Origin of the sequence: Paenibacillus sp. PvR098 (assembly GCF_017833255.1) — a bacterium.
Lineage (GTDB): Bacteria > Bacillota > Bacilli > Paenibacillales > NBRC-103111 > Paenibacillus_G.
The window spans coordinates 2,932,974-2,950,407 of the sequence record NZ_JAFIBU010000001.1; the positions used below are offsets into that span (position 1 = coordinate 2,932,974).

Consider the following 17,434-nt stretch of genomic DNA (forward strand, 5'->3'; position numbering starts at 1 on the left):
TTGATCTTATACCGTTTCGAAGAATTCCAGCTCTTTGCTGTCTGCGCTGAGTGTCACGATCGCTTTTTTCCATTCGGAAGTGTATCCGGAATAGCGGCCGTAGCGTTTTGGCTTCGCTGGCATTCTGAGCGTATTTACATTCGACACTTTCACTTTGAAAATTTGTTCGATCGCTTGCTTGATTTCCGTTTTGTTCGAACGGAGATCTACCTCGAACACGTATTTCTTATCAGCCATCATTTCGCTGGTACGTTCAGTAATGATCGGGCTTTTAATAATATCGCGAGGGTTCTTCATTACGCAAACACCTCCTCTACCTTTTGCACCGCGTCCTTCGTAATGATCAGCTTGTCGTAGACCATAACATCAAGCACGTTGATTCCTTCAGCCGCTACAAATTTAACGCCTGGAATATTACGCGCGGACAATGCTACGTTCTCGTCATAGGAAGCCGTCACAACCAAAGCCTTACGATCTACTTTAAGGTTATTCAAGATTGAAGCAAATTCTTTCGTTTTGGGCTGTGCCAATTGCAATTGATCCAGCACGATAATTTCGCTCGCCTTCACCTTGGAAGACAACGCGGATTTAATCGCCAAACGACGAACTTTCTTAGGCAGCTTGTAAGAATAGCTGCGTGGTGTCGGCCCGAATACGATACCGCCGCCTTTCCATTGTGGAGAGCGGATGCTACCTTGACGCGCACGGCCTGTACCTTTTTGTTTCCACGGCTTACGACCACCGCCGCGAACTTCGGAACGACCTTTAGTTTTATGAGTTCCTGCACGAAGGGATGCACGCTGCATCAATACCGCTTCATTCAATACATGAACGTGCGGCTCGATTCCGAACACACTGTCGGCCAATTCCACTTCGCCCACTTGTGAACCACTAACGTTATACACTGCTACTTTTGGCATTTGTTATCCTCCTTTCCCGCTTTCTTACTTCTTCACCGAAGATTTCACGGTAACGTAGCTGTTTCTAGGACCCGGAATGGAGCCTTTAATCAGAAGAACGTTCCGTTCTAGATCAACCTTAACCACTTCAAGCTTTTGAAGTGTAACCGTCTCTGCACCCATGTGACCCGGAAGCTTCTTACCTTTTGGAACACGGTTAGCTTGGATCGAACCCATGGAACCTGGACCACGATGATAACGCGAACCGTGAGCCATTGGACCTCTGGACTGGTTATGTCTTTTGATAACGCCTTGGAAACCTTTACCCTTGGATGTGCCTGTTACGTCAACGAATTCGCCCTCTGTGAACAAGTCAGCCTTGATCTCTTGGCCAACTTCATACTCAGAAATTTGTACATTGCGAAATTCTTTAACGTAGCGCTTAGGTGTTGCGCCTGCTTTCTTTGCATGGCCCAACTCAGGTTTGTTTGCATTCTTTTCTTTCTTATCGGCAAAACCGATTTGGATAGCTTCGTAGCCGTCATTCTCAGCATCCTTCTTTTGCAACACTGTGCAAGGACCTGCTTCAATTACGGTAACTGGAATAACCAATCCTTCAGGAGTAAATACTTGAGTCATCCCAAGTTTTTTACCTAAGATACCTTTAGTCATCGTTGACACCTCTTTTCCTCTTTAGCCTTTTTGTTTGTTTATCCACATGTGTATATTACAGTTTGATTTCGATATCCACGCCGGACGGCAGATCCAAACGCATCAAAGCATCAACAGTTTGCGGCGTTGGATTCACGATATCGATCAAACGTTTGTGCGTACGCATCTCGAATTGCTCGCGAGAATCTTTGTACTTGTGAACCGCACGAAGAATCGTGATGATTTGCTTCTCTGTCGGAAGCGGAATCGGACCAGACACTCCTGCACCGGAACGCTTTGCGGTATCCACGATTTTCTCGGCGGATTGATCCAGAACTCTGTGATCATAAGCCTTCAAACGAATACGAATCTTTTGCTTTGCCATAGTATTCCCTCCTTCTTTCGCCCAATTTAGTATCGGACATACTCCGTGAAAATCTCCTGACGCCGCCCCTATGGCAAAGGGGCCGGGTGTGTCAGCAACCTCTCACTTCATCGCAACGTCACAGACCAACGTTCACTATTATATTAAATATCTTAATGAAAAGCAAGCAAAAAAAATGGTAAATGCCTAAAAATTTAAAACCCTTCATCCATATAGATGAAGGGCTGTATCGGAACAGTACAAAATGCTTTGGCCTTGCTTCGGAACAGTACGAAAATCTATAGGATTCGGATCACCGAATTACTTGCTGATTGTTGCAACGGCACCAGCACCAACTGTACGGCCGCCTTCACGAATCGCGAAACGAGTTCCTTCTTCGATAGCGATTGGCGAGATCAGTTCTACAGTAACGCTGATGTTGTCACCAGGCATAACCATCTCGGAACCTTCTGGAAGGTTGATGATACCCGTAACGTCCGTTGTACGGAAGTAGAACTGTGGACGGTAACCAGTGAAGAAAGGCTTATGACGTCCGCCCTCTTCTTTAGTCAAAACGTAGATTTGGGCGGTAAAGTTCACGTGAGGCTTAACGGAACCCGGCTTCGCCAAAACTTGTCCACGCTCGATATCTTTACGATCTACACCACGAAGCAGTGCGCCGACGTTGTCACCAGCTTGAGCGGAATCCAGAAGCTTACGGAACATTTCTACGCCCGTAACAACGGATTTGCGAGTTTCTTCAGCCAGACCGATGATTTCGATCTCATCGCCGACTTTAATCACGCCACGCTCTACACGGCCTGTAGCAACGGTACCACGACCAGTGATCGTGAACACGTCCTCTACCGGCATCAAGAAAGGCTTGTCAGTGTCGCGCTCAGGCGTTGGGATGTAAGCGTCGATTTGCTCGAACAACTCAACAATTTTATCAGCCCAAGGACCATCCGGGTTAGCCAAAGCTTCACGAGCTGCGCCGCGGATGATTGGAGTGTCGTCGCCTGGGAATTCATATTCGTTCAACAGGTCACGAACTTCCATTTCAACCAGTTCAAGAAGCTCTTCGTCTTCAACCATGTCGCATTTGTTTAAAAATACAACGATGTAAGGTACGCCTACTTGACGGGACAACAGGATGTGCTCGCGAGTTTGCGGCATAGGACCGTCTGCTGCGGATACAACCAGGATCGCGCCGTCCATTTGTGCAGCACCAGTGATCATGTTTTTAACATAGTCAGCGTGGCCTGGGCAGTCAACGTGTGCGTAGTGACGGTTAGGAGTTTCATATTCAACGTGTGCAGTGGAGATTGTGATACCACGCTCGCGCTCTTCTGGAGCTTTGTCGATTTGGTCGAAAGCTACTGCAGCACCGCCGTATTTTTTGGACAATACTGTAGTGATTGCCGCAGTCAGGGTTGTTTTACCATGGTCAACGTGACCGATTGTACCAATGTTAACGTGCGGTTTATTACGCTCGAATTTTGCTTTTGCCATGAGTGGATAGCCTCCTTAAATAATATAATTATATTAAGCGCCTTTATTCTTTGCAACGATTTCTTCTGCAATCGACTTAGGCACTTCTTCATAGTGCGAGATTTCCATCGAGTACACGCCCCGGCCTTGCGTACGGGAACGAAGTGTCGTGGAATAACCGAACATTTCGGAGAGAGGTACTTTAGCACGGATGATTTGCGCACCGAAGCGAGCATCCATACCTTCGATTCTACCGCGACGGGAGTTCAGGTCGCCCATAACGTCGCCCATGTACTCTTCCGGAACGGTAACTTCTACCTTCATGATCGGCTCAAGCAAAGCCGGGCGGCATTTCTCAGCAGCAGCTTTGAGTGCCATGGAACCAGCAATTTTAAACGCCATCTCACTGGAGTCGACATCGTGGTAAGAACCATCCACTACCGTAGCTTTGATATCCACAAGCGGGTAGCCTGCATATACGCCGTTCTTCATGGACTCTTCGATACCAGCTTGGATCGGAGCGATGTATTCTCTAGGAATAGCACCACCGACGACCTTAGTTTCGAACTGGAATCCCGTTCCCGGCTCCAGTGGTTGGAACTCGACCCAACAATGACCATATTGACCACGGCCACCAGATTGGCGAACAAACTTTCCTTCAACTTTAGCCGCTTGACGGAAAGTTTCACGGTAAGCAACCTGTGGTTTACCCACATTGGTTTCTACCTTGAACTCGCGAACCATACGGTCAACGATGATCTCAAGATGAAGCTCACCCATACCGGAGATGATCGTTTGGCCAGTTTCTTCGTCCGTATGCGCACGGAAAGTCGGATCTTCTTCAGACAATTTGGCCAATGCAATACCCATTTTGTCTTGGTCAGCTTTTGTTTTTGGTTCAACAGCCAACTGAATAACCGGCTCAGGGAAGTTCATGGATTCAAGAACAACCGGATTCTTCTCATCACACAACGTATCACCTGTAATGGTGTCCTTCAAGCCTACGGCAGCTGCAATATCACCAGCATAAACTACGCTGATCTCTTGGCGGGTGTTCGCATGCATTTGAAGAATACGGCCGATCCGCTCACGCTTGCCTTTCGATCCGTTCAATACATACGATCCAGAGTTCAGAACACCGGAGTACACACGGAAGAACGTCAACTTACCTACAAACGGGTCAGTCATGATTTTGAAAGCCAAAGCGGCGAAAGGTTCCTCGTCAGAAGACTTACGAATTACTTCGGATCCATCTTCGAGCGTACCTTTGATGTCCGGTACGTCAATTGGAGACGGCAGGTAGTCAATAACGGCATCCAGCATCAACTGTACACCCTTATTACGGTAAGAAGATCCGCAGATAACCGGGAAGATTTTAACGGCAACAACCCCTTTACGAAGCGCGCCTTTAATTTCTTCAATCGTCAACTCTTCGCCTTCCAGGTATTTCATCATGAGATCTTCGTCAAGTTCCGCAACTTTCTCTACAAGCTCAAGGCGAAGTTCTTCCACCTTGTCCTTGTATTCATCAGGGATTTCAACTTCCTCAGGATCTTTACCCAGATCGTCCTTGTAGATATAAGCTTTACGCTCAACCAGGTCGATCGCGCCTTTGAAATCATTCTCAGCACCAATCGGCAATTGAATAGCAACTGCGTTTGCGCCAAGCTTATCACGCATCGATTGAATAACTTGTAGGAAATCCGCACCGATGATATCCATTTTATTAACATAAGCAATCCGTGGAACGCCATAACGGTCCGCTTGTCTCCAAACCGTTTCTGACTGTGGCTCAACGCCTTCTTTAGCGCTAAATACGCCTACTGCTCCGTCCAATACGCGCAGGGAACGTTCGACTTCTACTGTGAAGTCAACGTGTCCCGGGGTGTCGATAATATTGATGCGGTGACCTTTCCATTGAGCGGTTGTAGCAGCGGAAGTAATTGTGATTCCGCGCTCTTGCTCCTGCTCCATCCAGTCCATCGTAGCAGCACCCTCGTGAACTTCACCGATTTTGTGCACGCGGCCAGTGTAGAACAGGATACGTTCCGTCGTGGTAGTCTTACCGGCATCAATATGCGCCATAATCCCGATGTTACGCGTATCTTTTAAGGAGAACTCTCTAGCCATCAGGTTGTCTCCTTCCTATGAAAAGGAATTTAATTTTACCAACGATAGTGTGCGAACGCTTTGTTGGCTTCTGCCATTTTGTGCGTATCTTCGCGTTTTTTCACGGATGCGCCTGTGTTGTTGCTGGCATCAATGATTTCTTGAGCCAATCTTTCTTCCATCGTTTTCTCACCGCGCAGGCGGGAATAGTTCACGAGCCAACGAAGACCTAAAGTCGTGCGGCGATCAGGTCTAACTTCTATCGGCACTTGATAGTTGGCACCCCCAACACGGCGAGCTTTAACTTCAAGAACTGGCATAATGTTTTTGATCGCTTGTTCGAACACTTCCATAGGTTCCTTACCTGTACGATCTTGAATCAGATTGAAAGCATTATAAAGGATAGTTTGAGCTGTTCCTCTTTTACCATCAATCATGATACGGTTGATCAAACGGGTAACGAGCTTGCTGTTATAAATCGGATCTGGCAATACGTCTCTGCGAGTAACTGGACCTTTACGAGGCATAGTTATCCCCCTTTCTTCTAAAATCATTCAATTTAAAAAGCTATATTACTTTTTCTCTTTCGGGCGTTTTGCGCCGTACTTAGAACGTGCTTGTTTACGGTTAGCTACACCGGAAGTATCAAGTGCACCACGAACGATGTGGTAACGAACCCCTGGAAGGTCTTTAACACGACCACCGCGAATCAGAACTACGCTGTGCTCTTGCAAGTTGTGTCCGATACCTGGGATGTAAGCAGTAACCTCAACACGGTTCGTCAAACGAACACGCGCGTATTTACGAAGAGCTGAGTTCGGTTTCTTCGGAGTCATCGTACCTACACGAGTGCAGACACCACGCTTTTGAGGGGAGCTCAGATCCGTCGCTTCTCTTTTCAAGGCATTGAATCCTCTTTGAAGAGCTGGGGATTTGGATTTTACAACTTTTGCTTCGCGTCCTTTACGAACGAGCTGGTTAATTGTTGGCATATTGGCCACCTCCTTTAATATGAATGGTTCTTACTTTTCAAGCCCACAGATCCAGGCGAATCGTAAATGAACAAAGGAAAAGTTCTTGCCTTAGATTCTCAGACAAAAACGTCACTACATTATTCATTCACCACCGCAGCCACGGCTGCGCCCACTTCGATTCCACACGCTTTACCTAACATGGTCATGGAGTCCACGTATGTCACTTTAACCCCCATTATCTTGCAGAGGTTAACTATTTTTATCGTAATTCGCGGATCTGCATCTCTTGCTACGAAAACTTCGGTGGCAATGCCCGTCTCCACCATCTTCGTCGCTTGCTTCGTACCGATAATTAGCTTTGCTGCCTGTTTCACTTTATCATAAGACATAGATCATATCCTCCAAAAGGACAGGTAACTAGGCTTATAAAATGGCACACTTTGATATATTAGCACTTCGGTTGTGCCATGTCAAGAATGAACGCTTGCCTTCAAAAAGATTTTTCAATCCAATTTTTGAAGACAAGCGCCGTATCTTCTTCGTTACTCTACGGTTACTGCTTCTGCTTCAGTTAATTCTTCATCCAGCGGCTCCGCATTCGGATCTGTAATCCGAATATTGCGGTATCTAGCCATCCCCGTACCGGCAGGAATCAACTTGCCGATGATAACATTTTCCTTCAAGCCGAGCAATTGGTCTACTTTCCCTTTAATCGCCGCATCGGTAAGAACACGAGTCGTTTCTTGGAACGATGCTGCAGATAGGAAGGAATCTGTTTCGAGCGATGCTTTGGTAATACCCAGTAGCACCGGCTTCGCAACGGCAGGTTCTTCGTTCGCGAAAAGCGCCACCTTATTTGCTTCTTCATATTCATGAATGTCGACAAAAGAGCCCGGCAGCAATGTCGTATTTCCGGCATCAATGATACGAATTTTACGCAGCATTTGGCGGATCATGACTTCAACGTGCTTATCGTTGATTTCCACCCCTTGGTTCCGGTATACGCGCTGAACTTCCTGAAGAATATAGTTTTGCACACCGCGGATCCCTTTGATGCGGAGCATTTCCTTCGGATCGATAGATCCGTCCGTCAGCTCATCGCCGGCTTCCACACTCTGATTTACAGTCACACGAATACGTGAACCGTAAGGTACCGAGTACACCTTGGATTCAGCTTCACCTTGAACCTCGATCTCGCGACGGTCTTTGGCTTCACGAATCTCTTTAATCGTACCGTCGATTTCGGATATCATCGCTTGGCCCTTCGGATTACGAGCTTCGAAAAGCTCCTGAATCCGCGGCAAACCTTGCGTGATATCGTCTCCCGCAACGCCCCCGGTATGGAACGTACGCATGGTCAGCTGTGTTCCTGGTTCACCGATGGATTGAGCAGCGATGATACCTACGGCTTCGCCGATTTCTACGTGCTGACCTGTCGCCAGGTTACGGCCATAGCATTTTTTGCAGACGCCGTGTCTGGAGCGGCAGCTGAGAACGGAACGGATTTGTACCTTTTCAATCTCAGCTCCGATAATTTGGTCGGCAATCGTTGCTTCAATCAGCTCGTTGCGGTGGATAATAACTTCACCGGTTTGCGGATGGCGAATCGTTTCGAAGGAGTACCGGCCTTCAATACGGTCGTACAGATCCTCAATGACTTCTTTACCGTCTTGAATTCTGCTGACAAGGAAACCTTTATCCGTACCGCAATCTTCATCACGAACAATGACATCCTGAGCTACGTCTACGAGACGACGGGTCAAGTAACCAGAGTCCGCCGTACGAAGGGCTGTATCCGCCAAACCTTTCCGTGCACCGTGGGTGGAAATAAAATACTCCAATACGGTCAAACCTTCACGGAAATTGGACTTAATCGGAAGCTCGATAATTTTACCGGATGGGTTAGCCATCAGCCCCCGCATACCGCCAAGCTGAGTAATCTGCGATTTGTTACCCCGTGCTTTGGATTCAACCATCATATTGATGGAATTATATTTATCAAGCGACTTCATCAGAATGTCGGTAATTTCATCCTTGGCTTTACTCCAAATTGCGATAACACGGTCGTACCGCTCGTCATCTGTAATCAAGCCGCGGCGATATTGATTTGTAACTACGCGCACTTTTTCATCCGATTCTCTAAGAATTTCATCCTTCTCCAGCGGAACCGTCACGTCTGCTACTGCAATCGTGATACCGGCACGCGTAGAGTAAGTAAATCCAAGCTGCTTGATATTATCAAGCGTGATCGAAGTTTGTGTCGTATGGTAACGACGGAAGCATTCTGCAATGATGGTGCCGAGATAATCTTTTCCGACGGCTTTCGTTTCAGGCAGCTCATCCATCTGCTTGCGGATATCCCCGCCTTTATCAAAGACGAAATAAGCATTTGAAGGTCCGTTCAGCAAATTCGCCTTTGTCGCTTCATTGATATACGGGAAGTCCTTCGGATAGATTTCATTGAAAATAATTTTGCCGACCGTTGTAACCAGCATCGCTTCTTGCTGTTCAGGCGTAAAGCTTGTTTTGTTGAGAGCCTTAGCCGGAATCGCCACGCGCGCATGCAAGGATGCATTACCACGGTGGTAGAGCGATACAGCTTCCGCTACGGAACGAAGAATCGTACCAGAGCCCTTCGACTCCTTGTTCTCCGTTGTCAAATAGAAGCTTCCCAGAACCATATCCTGCGATGGTGTAACAACCGGTTTGCCGTCCTTAGGGTTAAGAATGTTGCCAGAAGCCAACATCAGAACGCGGGCTTCAGCCTGAGCTTCTGCAGATAACGGAACGTGTACGGCCATCTGGTCTCCGTCAAAGTCGGCGTTATATGCCGTACAGACGAGCGGATGCAGTTTGATGGCACGGCCTTCGACCAGAATCGGTTCAAACGCCTGAATACCAAGACGATGAAGCGTGGGGGCACGGTTCAGAAGCACCGGGTGTTCCTTGATGACTTCCTCTAGTACATCCCATACTTCCGGACTAACGCGCTCTACCTTGCGCTTTGCACTCTTGATGTTATGCGCAAGACCTTTATTCACCAGCTCTTTCATAACGAAAGGCTTAAACAATTCTAGTGCCATTTCTTTCGGAAGTCCGCACTGATACATCTTCAGACTCGGCCCTACGACGATAACGGAACGACCAGAGTAGTCCACCCGCTTACCCAGCAGGTTTTGACGGAATCGCCCTTGTTTACCTTTAAGCATATGGCTAAGGGACTTCAGCGGGCGGTTGCCCGGCCCCGTTACGGGACGGCCGCGGCGCCCGTTATCGATCAACGCGTCGACAGCTTCTTGAAGCATACGCTTCTCGTTCTGCACGATAATATCAGGAGCGCCCAAATCAAGCAGGCGTTTCAGACGATTGTTACGGTTGATTACCCGACGATACAAGTCATTCAAATCGGAAGTAGCAAAGCGTCCACCGTCGAGCTGGACCATCGGACGGAGCTCCGGAGGAATAACCGGCAGCACGTCCAGTACCATCCATCCCGGAAAGTTTTTGGAGTTACGGAAAGCTTCCATAACCTCGAGACGTTTGATCGCACGATTACGGCGCTGGCCTTGGGCGGTTTTCAGCTCTTCTTTTAGCATATCGACTTCTTTTTCGATCTCGATATCTTGAAGAAGCTTCTTTACCGCTTCAGCACCCATTCCGGCTTGGAACGCATAGCCGTATTTTTCGCGATAACTGCGGTATTCCTTCTCGGACAGCAGCTGTTTTTTCTCCAACGGCGTATCTCCTGGATCCGTCACTACGTATGATGCAAAGTAGATGATCTCTTCCAGGGATCGAGGGGACATATCGAGTGCAAGACCCATACGGCTCGGAATCCCTTTGAAATACCAGATGTGCGAAACAGGTGCTGCCAATTCGATGTGACCCATGCGCTCGCGGCGCACTTTCTGACGGGTTACTTCGACACCGCAGCGGTCGCAGACGACGCCTTTGTAACGAACCCGCTTATATTTACCGCAATGACATTCCCAATCCTTGGTAGGTCCAAAAATTTTCTCGCAGAACAAGCCTTCTTTTTCAGGTTTCAGCGTCCTGTAGTTGATCGTCTCCGGCTTTTTAACTTCGCCTCTCGACCATGAACGGATTTTGTCGGGGGAAGCCAATCCGATTTTCATGAATTCAAAATTGTTAACGTCGATCAAGGAGCATCCCTCCTCCATGTTGGTGTGGGAAAAACTATATCGGAAGCATCCGTTGTAAGAACATGCCGTCTGTGCAGATCATACACCCATGGCTTACGCCAGGAACAAAATATTACTCGACTCCCATTTCCGCGCCTTCAAGGTTCAGGTTGAGTTTATCACTCGTAACCTCATCCTCATCGTCCGTTTCCTTCATCTCAATCTCTTCTTCGTTCTCAGACAAGATTTTCACATCCATACCCAAGCTTTGAAGCTCTTTGATCAAGACCTTGAAGGACTCTGGTACCCCAGGCTCCGGAACGTTCTCGCCCTTCACAATCGATTCATACGTTTTGACGCGGCCTACAACGTCATCGGATTTCACGGTCAAAATTTCCTGCAGTGTGTATGCAGCGCCATATGCTTCGAGCGCCCATACCTCCATCTCACCGAAACGCTGTCCACCGAACTGAGCTTTACCACCCAGAGGCTGCTGCGTAACAAGGGAGTATGGTCCCGTCGAACGTGCATGGATTTTATCGTCAACCATGTGCGCCAGCTTGATCATATACATGACGCCTACCGTCACTTCACGCTCAAACTCGTCACCGGTTCTTCCATCGTACAAGATCGTCTTACCGTTGCGCTGCATTCCGGCTTCTTCCATCGTATCGAACACATCATATTCACGGGCACCGTCGAATACCGGCGAAGCCGTATGAATACCGAGATACTTGGCAGCCATACCTAAATGAACTTCCAACACCTGTCCGATATTCATTCGGGAAGGAACGCCCAGCGGGTTCAGTACAACCTCAACAGGCGTGCCGTCCGGCATGAACGGCATGTCCTCTTCCGGTAAAATCCGGGCAATAACCCCTTTGTTACCGTGACGACCAGCCATTTTATCGCCTTCGGAAATTTTCCGCTTTTGTGCGATATAGACGCGCACCAGCTGGTTTACGCCAGGAGGCAGTTCGTCGCCGTTCTCACGGGTGAACACTTTTACGTCGACTACGATACCGTCCGTACCGTGTGGAACGCGCAGTGATGTGTCACGCACCTCACGAGCCTTTTCACCGAAGATCGCATGCAGCAAACGTTCTTCCGCCGTCAGCTCCGTAACCCCTTTTGGTGTTACTTTACCAACCAGAATATCGCCTGCGGCAATCTCCGCACCGACGCGGATAATTCCACGCTCGTCAAGATTCTTTAATGCATCTTCGCCAACGTTCGGAATATCTCGCGTGATTTCCTCAGGTCCAAGCTTGGTATCCCGCGCTTCGGACTCATATTCTTCAATGTGAATGGAAGTATATACGTCTTCCTTCACTAGTTTTTCACTGAGCAAAATCGCATCCTCGTAGTTATAGCCTTCCCACGTCATAAATGCGACCACAACGTTCCGACCAAGCGCAAGCTCACCCATCTCCGTCGACGGACCATCAGCCAAGATATCTCCTACGCGAACTTGTTCACCTTTATGGCAAATCGGACGCTGGTTGATACATGTACCTTGGTTAGAACGTAAAAATTTGTGCAATTTATGTTTAACAATGTCTCCGTTCACCAGTCGGCCGTCCACAACCTCTTGACGACGTACCCAGATCTCGTTAGCCGACACCCTTTCTACCACGCCATTCACCTTGGAAACGATACAAACACCCGAATCCTTAGCCGATTTGTGCTCCATCCCCGTACCGACAAGAGGCGATTTAGGGATAAGAAGCGGAACGGCTTGACGTTGCATGTTGGAACCCATGAGAGCACGGTTGGAGTCGTCGTTTTCCAAGAACGGAATCAGCGCTGTCGCTACCGATACTACTTGCTTTGGAGAAACGTCCATGTAGTCGACACGGTCTTTGGGCAGTGTCAAAATATCGTCTTTGTAACGGACAATGACGGAATCATTCGCAAATTTACCTTCTTCAGTCAACTCGGCGTTCGCTTGGGCAACGACGTAATTATCTTCTTCATCGGCCGTCAAATACGAAATTTCATCCGTTACGACACCATTGTTCGGATCAACTCGGCGATACGGAGCTTCAATAAAGCCGAACTCATTCACACGCGCGAACGTGGATAAGGAGTTGATCAGACCGATGTTCGGTCCTTCCGGGGTCTCAATCGGACACATCCGCCCATAGTGGGAGTGATGCACGTCCCGTACTTCAAAGCCCGCGCGTTCACGCGTCAAACCACCAGGTCCGAGAGCGGACAGACGGCGTTTATGCGTCAGCTCGGCAAGCGGATTCGTCTGGTCCATAAACTGCGACAGCTGGGAGCTTCCAAAGAACTCCTTGATCGAAGCGATGACCGGACGAATGTTGATCAATTGCTGAGGCGTGATCGTATTGACGTCTTGAATCGACATACGCTCGCGAACCACGCGCTCCATCCGAGACAACCCGATACGGAACTGGTTTTGCAGGAGCTCTCCCACGGAACGCAAACGACGGTTACCCAAGTGGTCGATATCATCTGTGCTTCCAATCCCATGCAGCAAGTTAATGAAATAGTTGATCGATGCAATGATATCAGCTGGCGTAATATTTTTAACCGTTTTTTCAATTTTTCCGTTAGCAATAACTTTAACGACTTTCCCATCTTCAATAGGGGAATAGACGCTAATGTGCTGCATCGGAATCTTATCCATCTCGATCACGCCATTAACGACCGTATACTCTTTAAATCCGACATTTTCTTCCAAGTAAGGAATGATCGTGTCGAGCAAGCGCCGGTCAAGCTGCTGTCCTGCTTCTGCTATAATTTCGCCTGTTTCCGGATCAGCCAGCGTTTCGGCCAGACGTTGATTAAACAGACGGTTTTTGATATGAAGCTTTTTATTGATTTTATAGCGACCTACATTGGCAAGGTCGTAACGCTTCGGATCGAAGAATCTTGCCACCAACAAGCTTCTTGCATTATCCAGCGTCGGCGGCTCGCCCGGACGAAGACGCTCGTAAATTTCAATCAAGGCCTTGTCCGTCGAATCGGTATTATCCTTGTCCAACGTGTTGCGGATGTACTCATCGTCACCCAGCAAGTCTATGATTTCCGCGTCGGTACCGAAACCAAGCGCGCGAAGCAGCACAGTTACAGGGATTTTTCTTGTGCGGTCAATACGCACATAGATAATATCCTTCGCATCCGTCTCAAGCTCGAGCCAAGCGCCGCGGTTCGGAATAACGGTAGCGGTATAAGCTTTTTTACCGTTCTTATCGACTTTCGTGCTAAAATAGACGCTCGGGGAACGAACCAGCTGGCTGACGATAACCCGTTCAGCGCCGTTGATAATAAAAGTGCCCGTCTCAGTCATCAGCGGAAAATCGCCCATAAAGACTTCCTGTTCTTTGACTTCTCCGGTTTCTTTATTAATCAAACGAACTTTCACACGAAGCGGTGCAGCGAAGGTGACGTCGCGTTCCTTGGATTCATCCATCGAATACTTGGGCTCGCCCAAGCTGTAGTCGATGAATTCCAACACCAAATTCCCCGTAAAATCTTGGATCGGGGAAATATCTTGAAACATTTCACGCAATCCTTCATCCAAAAACCACTGATATGATTTTTGTTGGATTTCAATCAGGTTTGGAACCTCCAATACCTCATGAATCCGCGCGTATGACCTGCGTTTACGTCGACCTAATTGAACAAGATGTCCCGCCAACTTAGATTCACCCCTTATGTCTACTCAATAGAACAAAATAAAAGCCTCTTTGGGAAGCCTTCTCGAGTAAATACTGCGCGAAGTTAAACTTCTTAAGGAAGCTTGTTATCACGATTCACGAATCGCACAACGATAGGTGACTTTTCTCCATGTTACCATAATTTTCTTCATACCTTGTAGGGTTTACCTAAAATTTAAACATTATACGTCAAATGAGAAAACCTTATTCATCCCTGAATGAAAAAATTATCTTGACATTTTAGTTAACTAAAGAGAAACGTCCCACCCATAATACTGACATTTTATTATGATATCACATCACAAAATTCAAGTCAACATTTTTTCCATTGCAAAAATTACTTTGTTGCTTTAAGGATCCAATAACCCTTATCCCTCTCCACCTCTTCCACACGAGCAAAGAGAGATTCCAGCTTGCCATATGCAGATGGAGCGCCCTGCTTCTTCTGAATCACGACCCAGAGGGATCCACCCGGAGTCAGCACTTCATGTGCTTGTTCGAGAATACGGTGTACCGTCTCTTTACCGGCTCGGATGGGAGGATTGGTCAGAACCACATCAAACGTCCGCCCCTTCACCTCCGAAAGCAAATCGCTCTGCAGTATTTCCACATTGCCTATGTTGTTCCGATTGGCATTTTGTCTCGCCAGCTCCACAGCCCGCTCATTAATATCCACCATGGTGACGCTCCCCTTATGTGCGAGCACCGCAGCCGACAGCCCGATCGGCCCATATCCACATCCCACATCAAGAACCCGGGCATCAACCGGAAACGCCATTGTTTCCACAAGCAGCCTCGATCCGTAATCAACCCCCTTTTTTGAGAACACCCCGGCATCCGTCATAAACACAAACCTGCGTCCGCGAATCATCTCTTCAATGCTATGCAGATCATGTTCAACGCTGGGCTTCCGGGAATAGTAATGCTCCGACACGGCCAATCTCCTCCTTTTAATGACTTGAAAAGGAAAACCCCTTGCAGAGGCGATCCTCTTCAAGGGGTGCGTAAGCATTAAATTACTTCACTTCTACGGAAGCGCCTGCTTCTTCCAACTTAGCTTTGAGGGCTTCTGCTTCTTCTTTAGCAATTTTCTCTTTCAACGCTTTTGGTGCGCCGTCTACGAGGTCTTTTGCTTCTTTCAAGCCAAGGCCTGTGATTTCACGAACGACTTTGATAACGTTGATTTTGGACGCGCCTGCGCTTGTCAGGATAACGTCGAATTCGGATTGCTCTTGTGCTTCTGCTGCGCCGCCGCCAGCTACTACTGCTACTGGAGCTGCTGCTGTTACGCCAAACTCTTCTTCGATTGCTTTAACCAAGTCGTTCAGTTCCAATACAGTCATGCCTTTGATAGCTTCCAAAATTTGCTCTTTGCTCATGGTTTAAACCTCCATTTATGATTAGATCTAATTTTTTAAAAAAATTAAGCTTCTTGCGCGCCAGCTTCTTGCTTCTCGGACACAGCTTTAACCGCAAGGGCGAAGTTGCGAACAGGAGCTTGAAGCACGCTGAGCAACATGGACAGAAGACCTTCTCTGGAAGGCAGTTCCGCCAGCGCTTTAATTTGGTTGTAATCAACCACTTTACCTTCAACAACGCCTGCTTTAATATTCAGCTTATCGTTCTTCTTAGCGAAGTCCGCCAAAATTTTGGCCGGAGTCACGATATCTTCTTTACTGAATGCGATCGCTGTAGGACCAGTCAGATACTCATTCAATTCGGACAATTCTGCAGTTGCAGTAGCACGGCGTACCAATGTATTTTTCAATACTTGGAATTCCACACCAGCTTCACGCAGTTGTTTGCGAAGCTCCGTTACTTGAGCTACGTTCAAACCGCGGTAGTCCGCAACGATTGCGCAAGAGCTTTCTTTCAGCTTATCAGCTACAACAGTAACCTGCTGTGCTTTTTGCTCGATAATTTTTACGTTTGCCATTTTTGCACCTCCTATAAGTTTTCGTCAGAAAACTGCTTCGTAAGCATCTGCTGAGCTTCCTGAAGGAAAGCTTACATCGTAAGCAATCACTAGGTTTTCGTTAGAAAACTGCTTCGCAAGCAAACTTAACACGTAAACAAATTCCGCCCGAGGCTTTCATTCCAATTCGCCGTCGTCTGCAAAGGCCATTCGTTCGCATAAATGCGAAAATGCCTTCGCAGACAAGGCGAAGGCATGATGATTTTCATATATTCTTGAGCTGAACAGCGAAAGAATATCGAACTTATATCACAACACCTCGGCAGGAAATTAAGCTCATTGAACGAGCACCTGCTGTCTACGGTAAGCATATTCGTTTGTTAACCTAAAATAGATTAGCATGGATGATTTCAAAAGTCAAATACCAAGCTATTCCTATCTTAGGGCTGCTGCATTCACACGAGCGCTCGGACCCATTGTCGAGGATACTGCAACGTTCTTCAGGTATACCCCTTTAGCTGCTGCCGGCTTCGCTCTGTTAAGCGCATCGATCAAAGCTTTGAAGTTTTCAGCAAGCTTTTCGGCTTCGAAAGAAACTTTCCCGATCGGCGCGTGAATTTGTCCGGCTTTATCCAGACGGTATTCGATTTTACCAGCCTTGATCTCTTGAACGGCTTTTGTCACGTCGAACGTAACAGTACCCGCCTTCGGATTCGGCATCAAACCTTTACCACCCAAGATACGACCGAGCTTACCCACTTCGCTCATCATGTCCGGCGTAGCTACGCAGACATCGAAGTCGAACCAGCCTTGCTGGATCTTATTGATCATGTCTTGATCGCCTACGAAATCGGCTCCTGCCGCTTCCGCTTCTTTGGCTTTTTCACCTTTGGCGAATACAAGTACGCGTTTTGTTTTGCCTGTGCCGTGAGGCAGTACAACCACACCACGAACGGCTTGATCTTGTTTTCTCGGGTCTACACCCAAACGCACAGCCACTTCAACGGTTTCGTCGAATTTGGCACGCGCCGTCTTTTTCACGAGTTCGATCGCTTCGAGCGCCTCGTAGAAAGCTTCGGCGTCGATTTGCTTGGCAACTTCCAAGTATTTCTTACCGTGTTTAGCCACTGTCTTGTCCTCCTATGTGGTATTAGCGGAATATCCTCCCACTTGGTGGCCCTCCGGTATTCCGGGGAGCCT

General features: G+C 47.8%; 15 protein-coding genes and 1 other annotated feature. All 15 genes read right to left on the bottom strand.

Features of this window, described 5'->3' with window-relative positions:
• Positions 1-6: 6 nt before the first annotated feature.
• Complete coding sequence (gene rplW / locus JOE45_RS14570; RefSeq protein ID WP_210019545.1) at positions 7-297, bottom strand: 50S ribosomal protein L23; 291 nt, start codon at positions 295-297, stop codon at positions 7-9.
• Positions 297-920 carry a 50S ribosomal protein L4 gene (gene rplD, locus JOE45_RS14575; RefSeq protein WP_210019544.1) on the bottom strand — a complete coding sequence of 208 codons (624 nt, stop codon included), beginning with the start codon at positions 918-920 and terminating at the stop codon, positions 297-299. Before rplD ends, rplW begins: the two co-directional genes overlap by 1 nt.
• A 24-nt stretch (positions 921-944) precedes the next feature.
• A complete protein-coding gene (gene rplC / locus JOE45_RS14580; protein ID WP_210019543.1) occupies positions 945-1,571 on the bottom strand; it encodes a 50S ribosomal protein L3 in 627 nt (208 codons plus the stop codon).
• Positions 1,572-1,626: 55 nt separating this feature from the next.
• Complete coding sequence (gene rpsJ / locus JOE45_RS14585) at positions 1,627-1,935, bottom strand: 30S ribosomal protein S10 (RefSeq protein WP_013921163.1); 309 nt, start codon at positions 1,933-1,935, stop codon at positions 1,627-1,629.
• 300 nt (positions 1,936-2,235) lie between these two features.
• Positions 2,236-3,426, bottom strand: a complete 1,191-nt coding sequence (tuf, locus tag JOE45_RS14590; protein WP_210019542.1) for an elongation factor Tu — start codon at positions 3,424-3,426, stop codon at positions 2,236-2,238.
• A 33-nt stretch (positions 3,427-3,459) separates the two neighbouring features.
• Entirely contained in the window at positions 3,460-5,535 is a 2,076-nt protein-coding gene (gene fusA, locus JOE45_RS14595) for an elongation factor G (RefSeq protein ID WP_210019541.1), read from the bottom strand.
• A gap of 35 nt (positions 5,536-5,570) precedes the next feature.
• The gene (rpsG, locus tag JOE45_RS14600; protein ID WP_210019540.1) at positions 5,571-6,041 is read right to left on the bottom strand and encodes a 30S ribosomal protein S7; all 471 of its coding nucleotides are present in this window, start codon (positions 6,039-6,041) and stop codon (positions 5,571-5,573) included.
• 45 nt (positions 6,042-6,086) lie between these two features.
• Positions 6,087-6,506, bottom strand: coding sequence for a 30S ribosomal protein S12 (gene rpsL, locus JOE45_RS14605; RefSeq protein WP_210019539.1), 420 nt, complete (start codon positions 6,504-6,506; stop codon positions 6,087-6,089).
• 119 nt (positions 6,507-6,625) lie between these two features.
• Positions 6,626-6,877, bottom strand: a complete 252-nt coding sequence (locus JOE45_RS14610; protein WP_210019538.1) for a ribosomal L7Ae/L30e/S12e/Gadd45 family protein — start codon at positions 6,875-6,877, stop codon at positions 6,626-6,628.
• Between the two features lie 153 nt (positions 6,878-7,030).
• Positions 7,031-10,651, bottom strand: coding sequence for a DNA-directed RNA polymerase subunit beta' (gene rpoC, locus JOE45_RS14615; protein WP_210019537.1), 3,621 nt, complete (start codon positions 10,649-10,651; stop codon positions 7,031-7,033).
• Between the two features lie 112 nt (positions 10,652-10,763).
• Positions 10,764-14,318, bottom strand: a complete 3,555-nt coding sequence (rpoB, locus tag JOE45_RS14620; protein ID WP_210023292.1) for a DNA-directed RNA polymerase subunit beta — start codon at positions 14,316-14,318, stop codon at positions 10,764-10,766.
• 338 nt (positions 14,319-14,656) lie between these two features.
• Positions 14,657-15,253, bottom strand: a complete 597-nt coding sequence (locus JOE45_RS14625) for a class I SAM-dependent methyltransferase (protein ID WP_210019536.1) — start codon at positions 15,251-15,253, stop codon at positions 14,657-14,659.
• 82 nt (positions 15,254-15,335) lie between these two features.
• Positions 15,336-15,698 (bottom strand): 50S ribosomal protein L7/L12, encoded by a 363-nt coding sequence (gene rplL, locus JOE45_RS14630; RefSeq protein WP_210019535.1) that lies wholly within the window; start codon positions 15,696-15,698, stop codon positions 15,336-15,338.
• 44 nt (positions 15,699-15,742) lie between these two features.
• Positions 15,743-16,255, bottom strand: a complete 513-nt coding sequence (rplJ, locus tag JOE45_RS14635; RefSeq protein WP_210019534.1) for a 50S ribosomal protein L10 — start codon at positions 16,253-16,255, stop codon at positions 15,743-15,745.
• A 195-nt stretch (positions 16,256-16,450) separates the two neighbouring features.
• Positions 16,451-16,616 (bottom strand) — a sequence feature (ribosomal protein L10 leader region).
• A gap of 53 nt (positions 16,617-16,669) precedes the next feature.
• Positions 16,670-17,362: a 50S ribosomal protein L1 gene (rplA, locus tag JOE45_RS14640; protein WP_210019533.1), complete on the bottom strand. Its 693-nt coding sequence runs from the start codon at positions 17,360-17,362 to the stop codon at positions 16,670-16,672.
• Between the last annotated feature and the right edge of the window lie 72 nt (positions 17,363-17,434).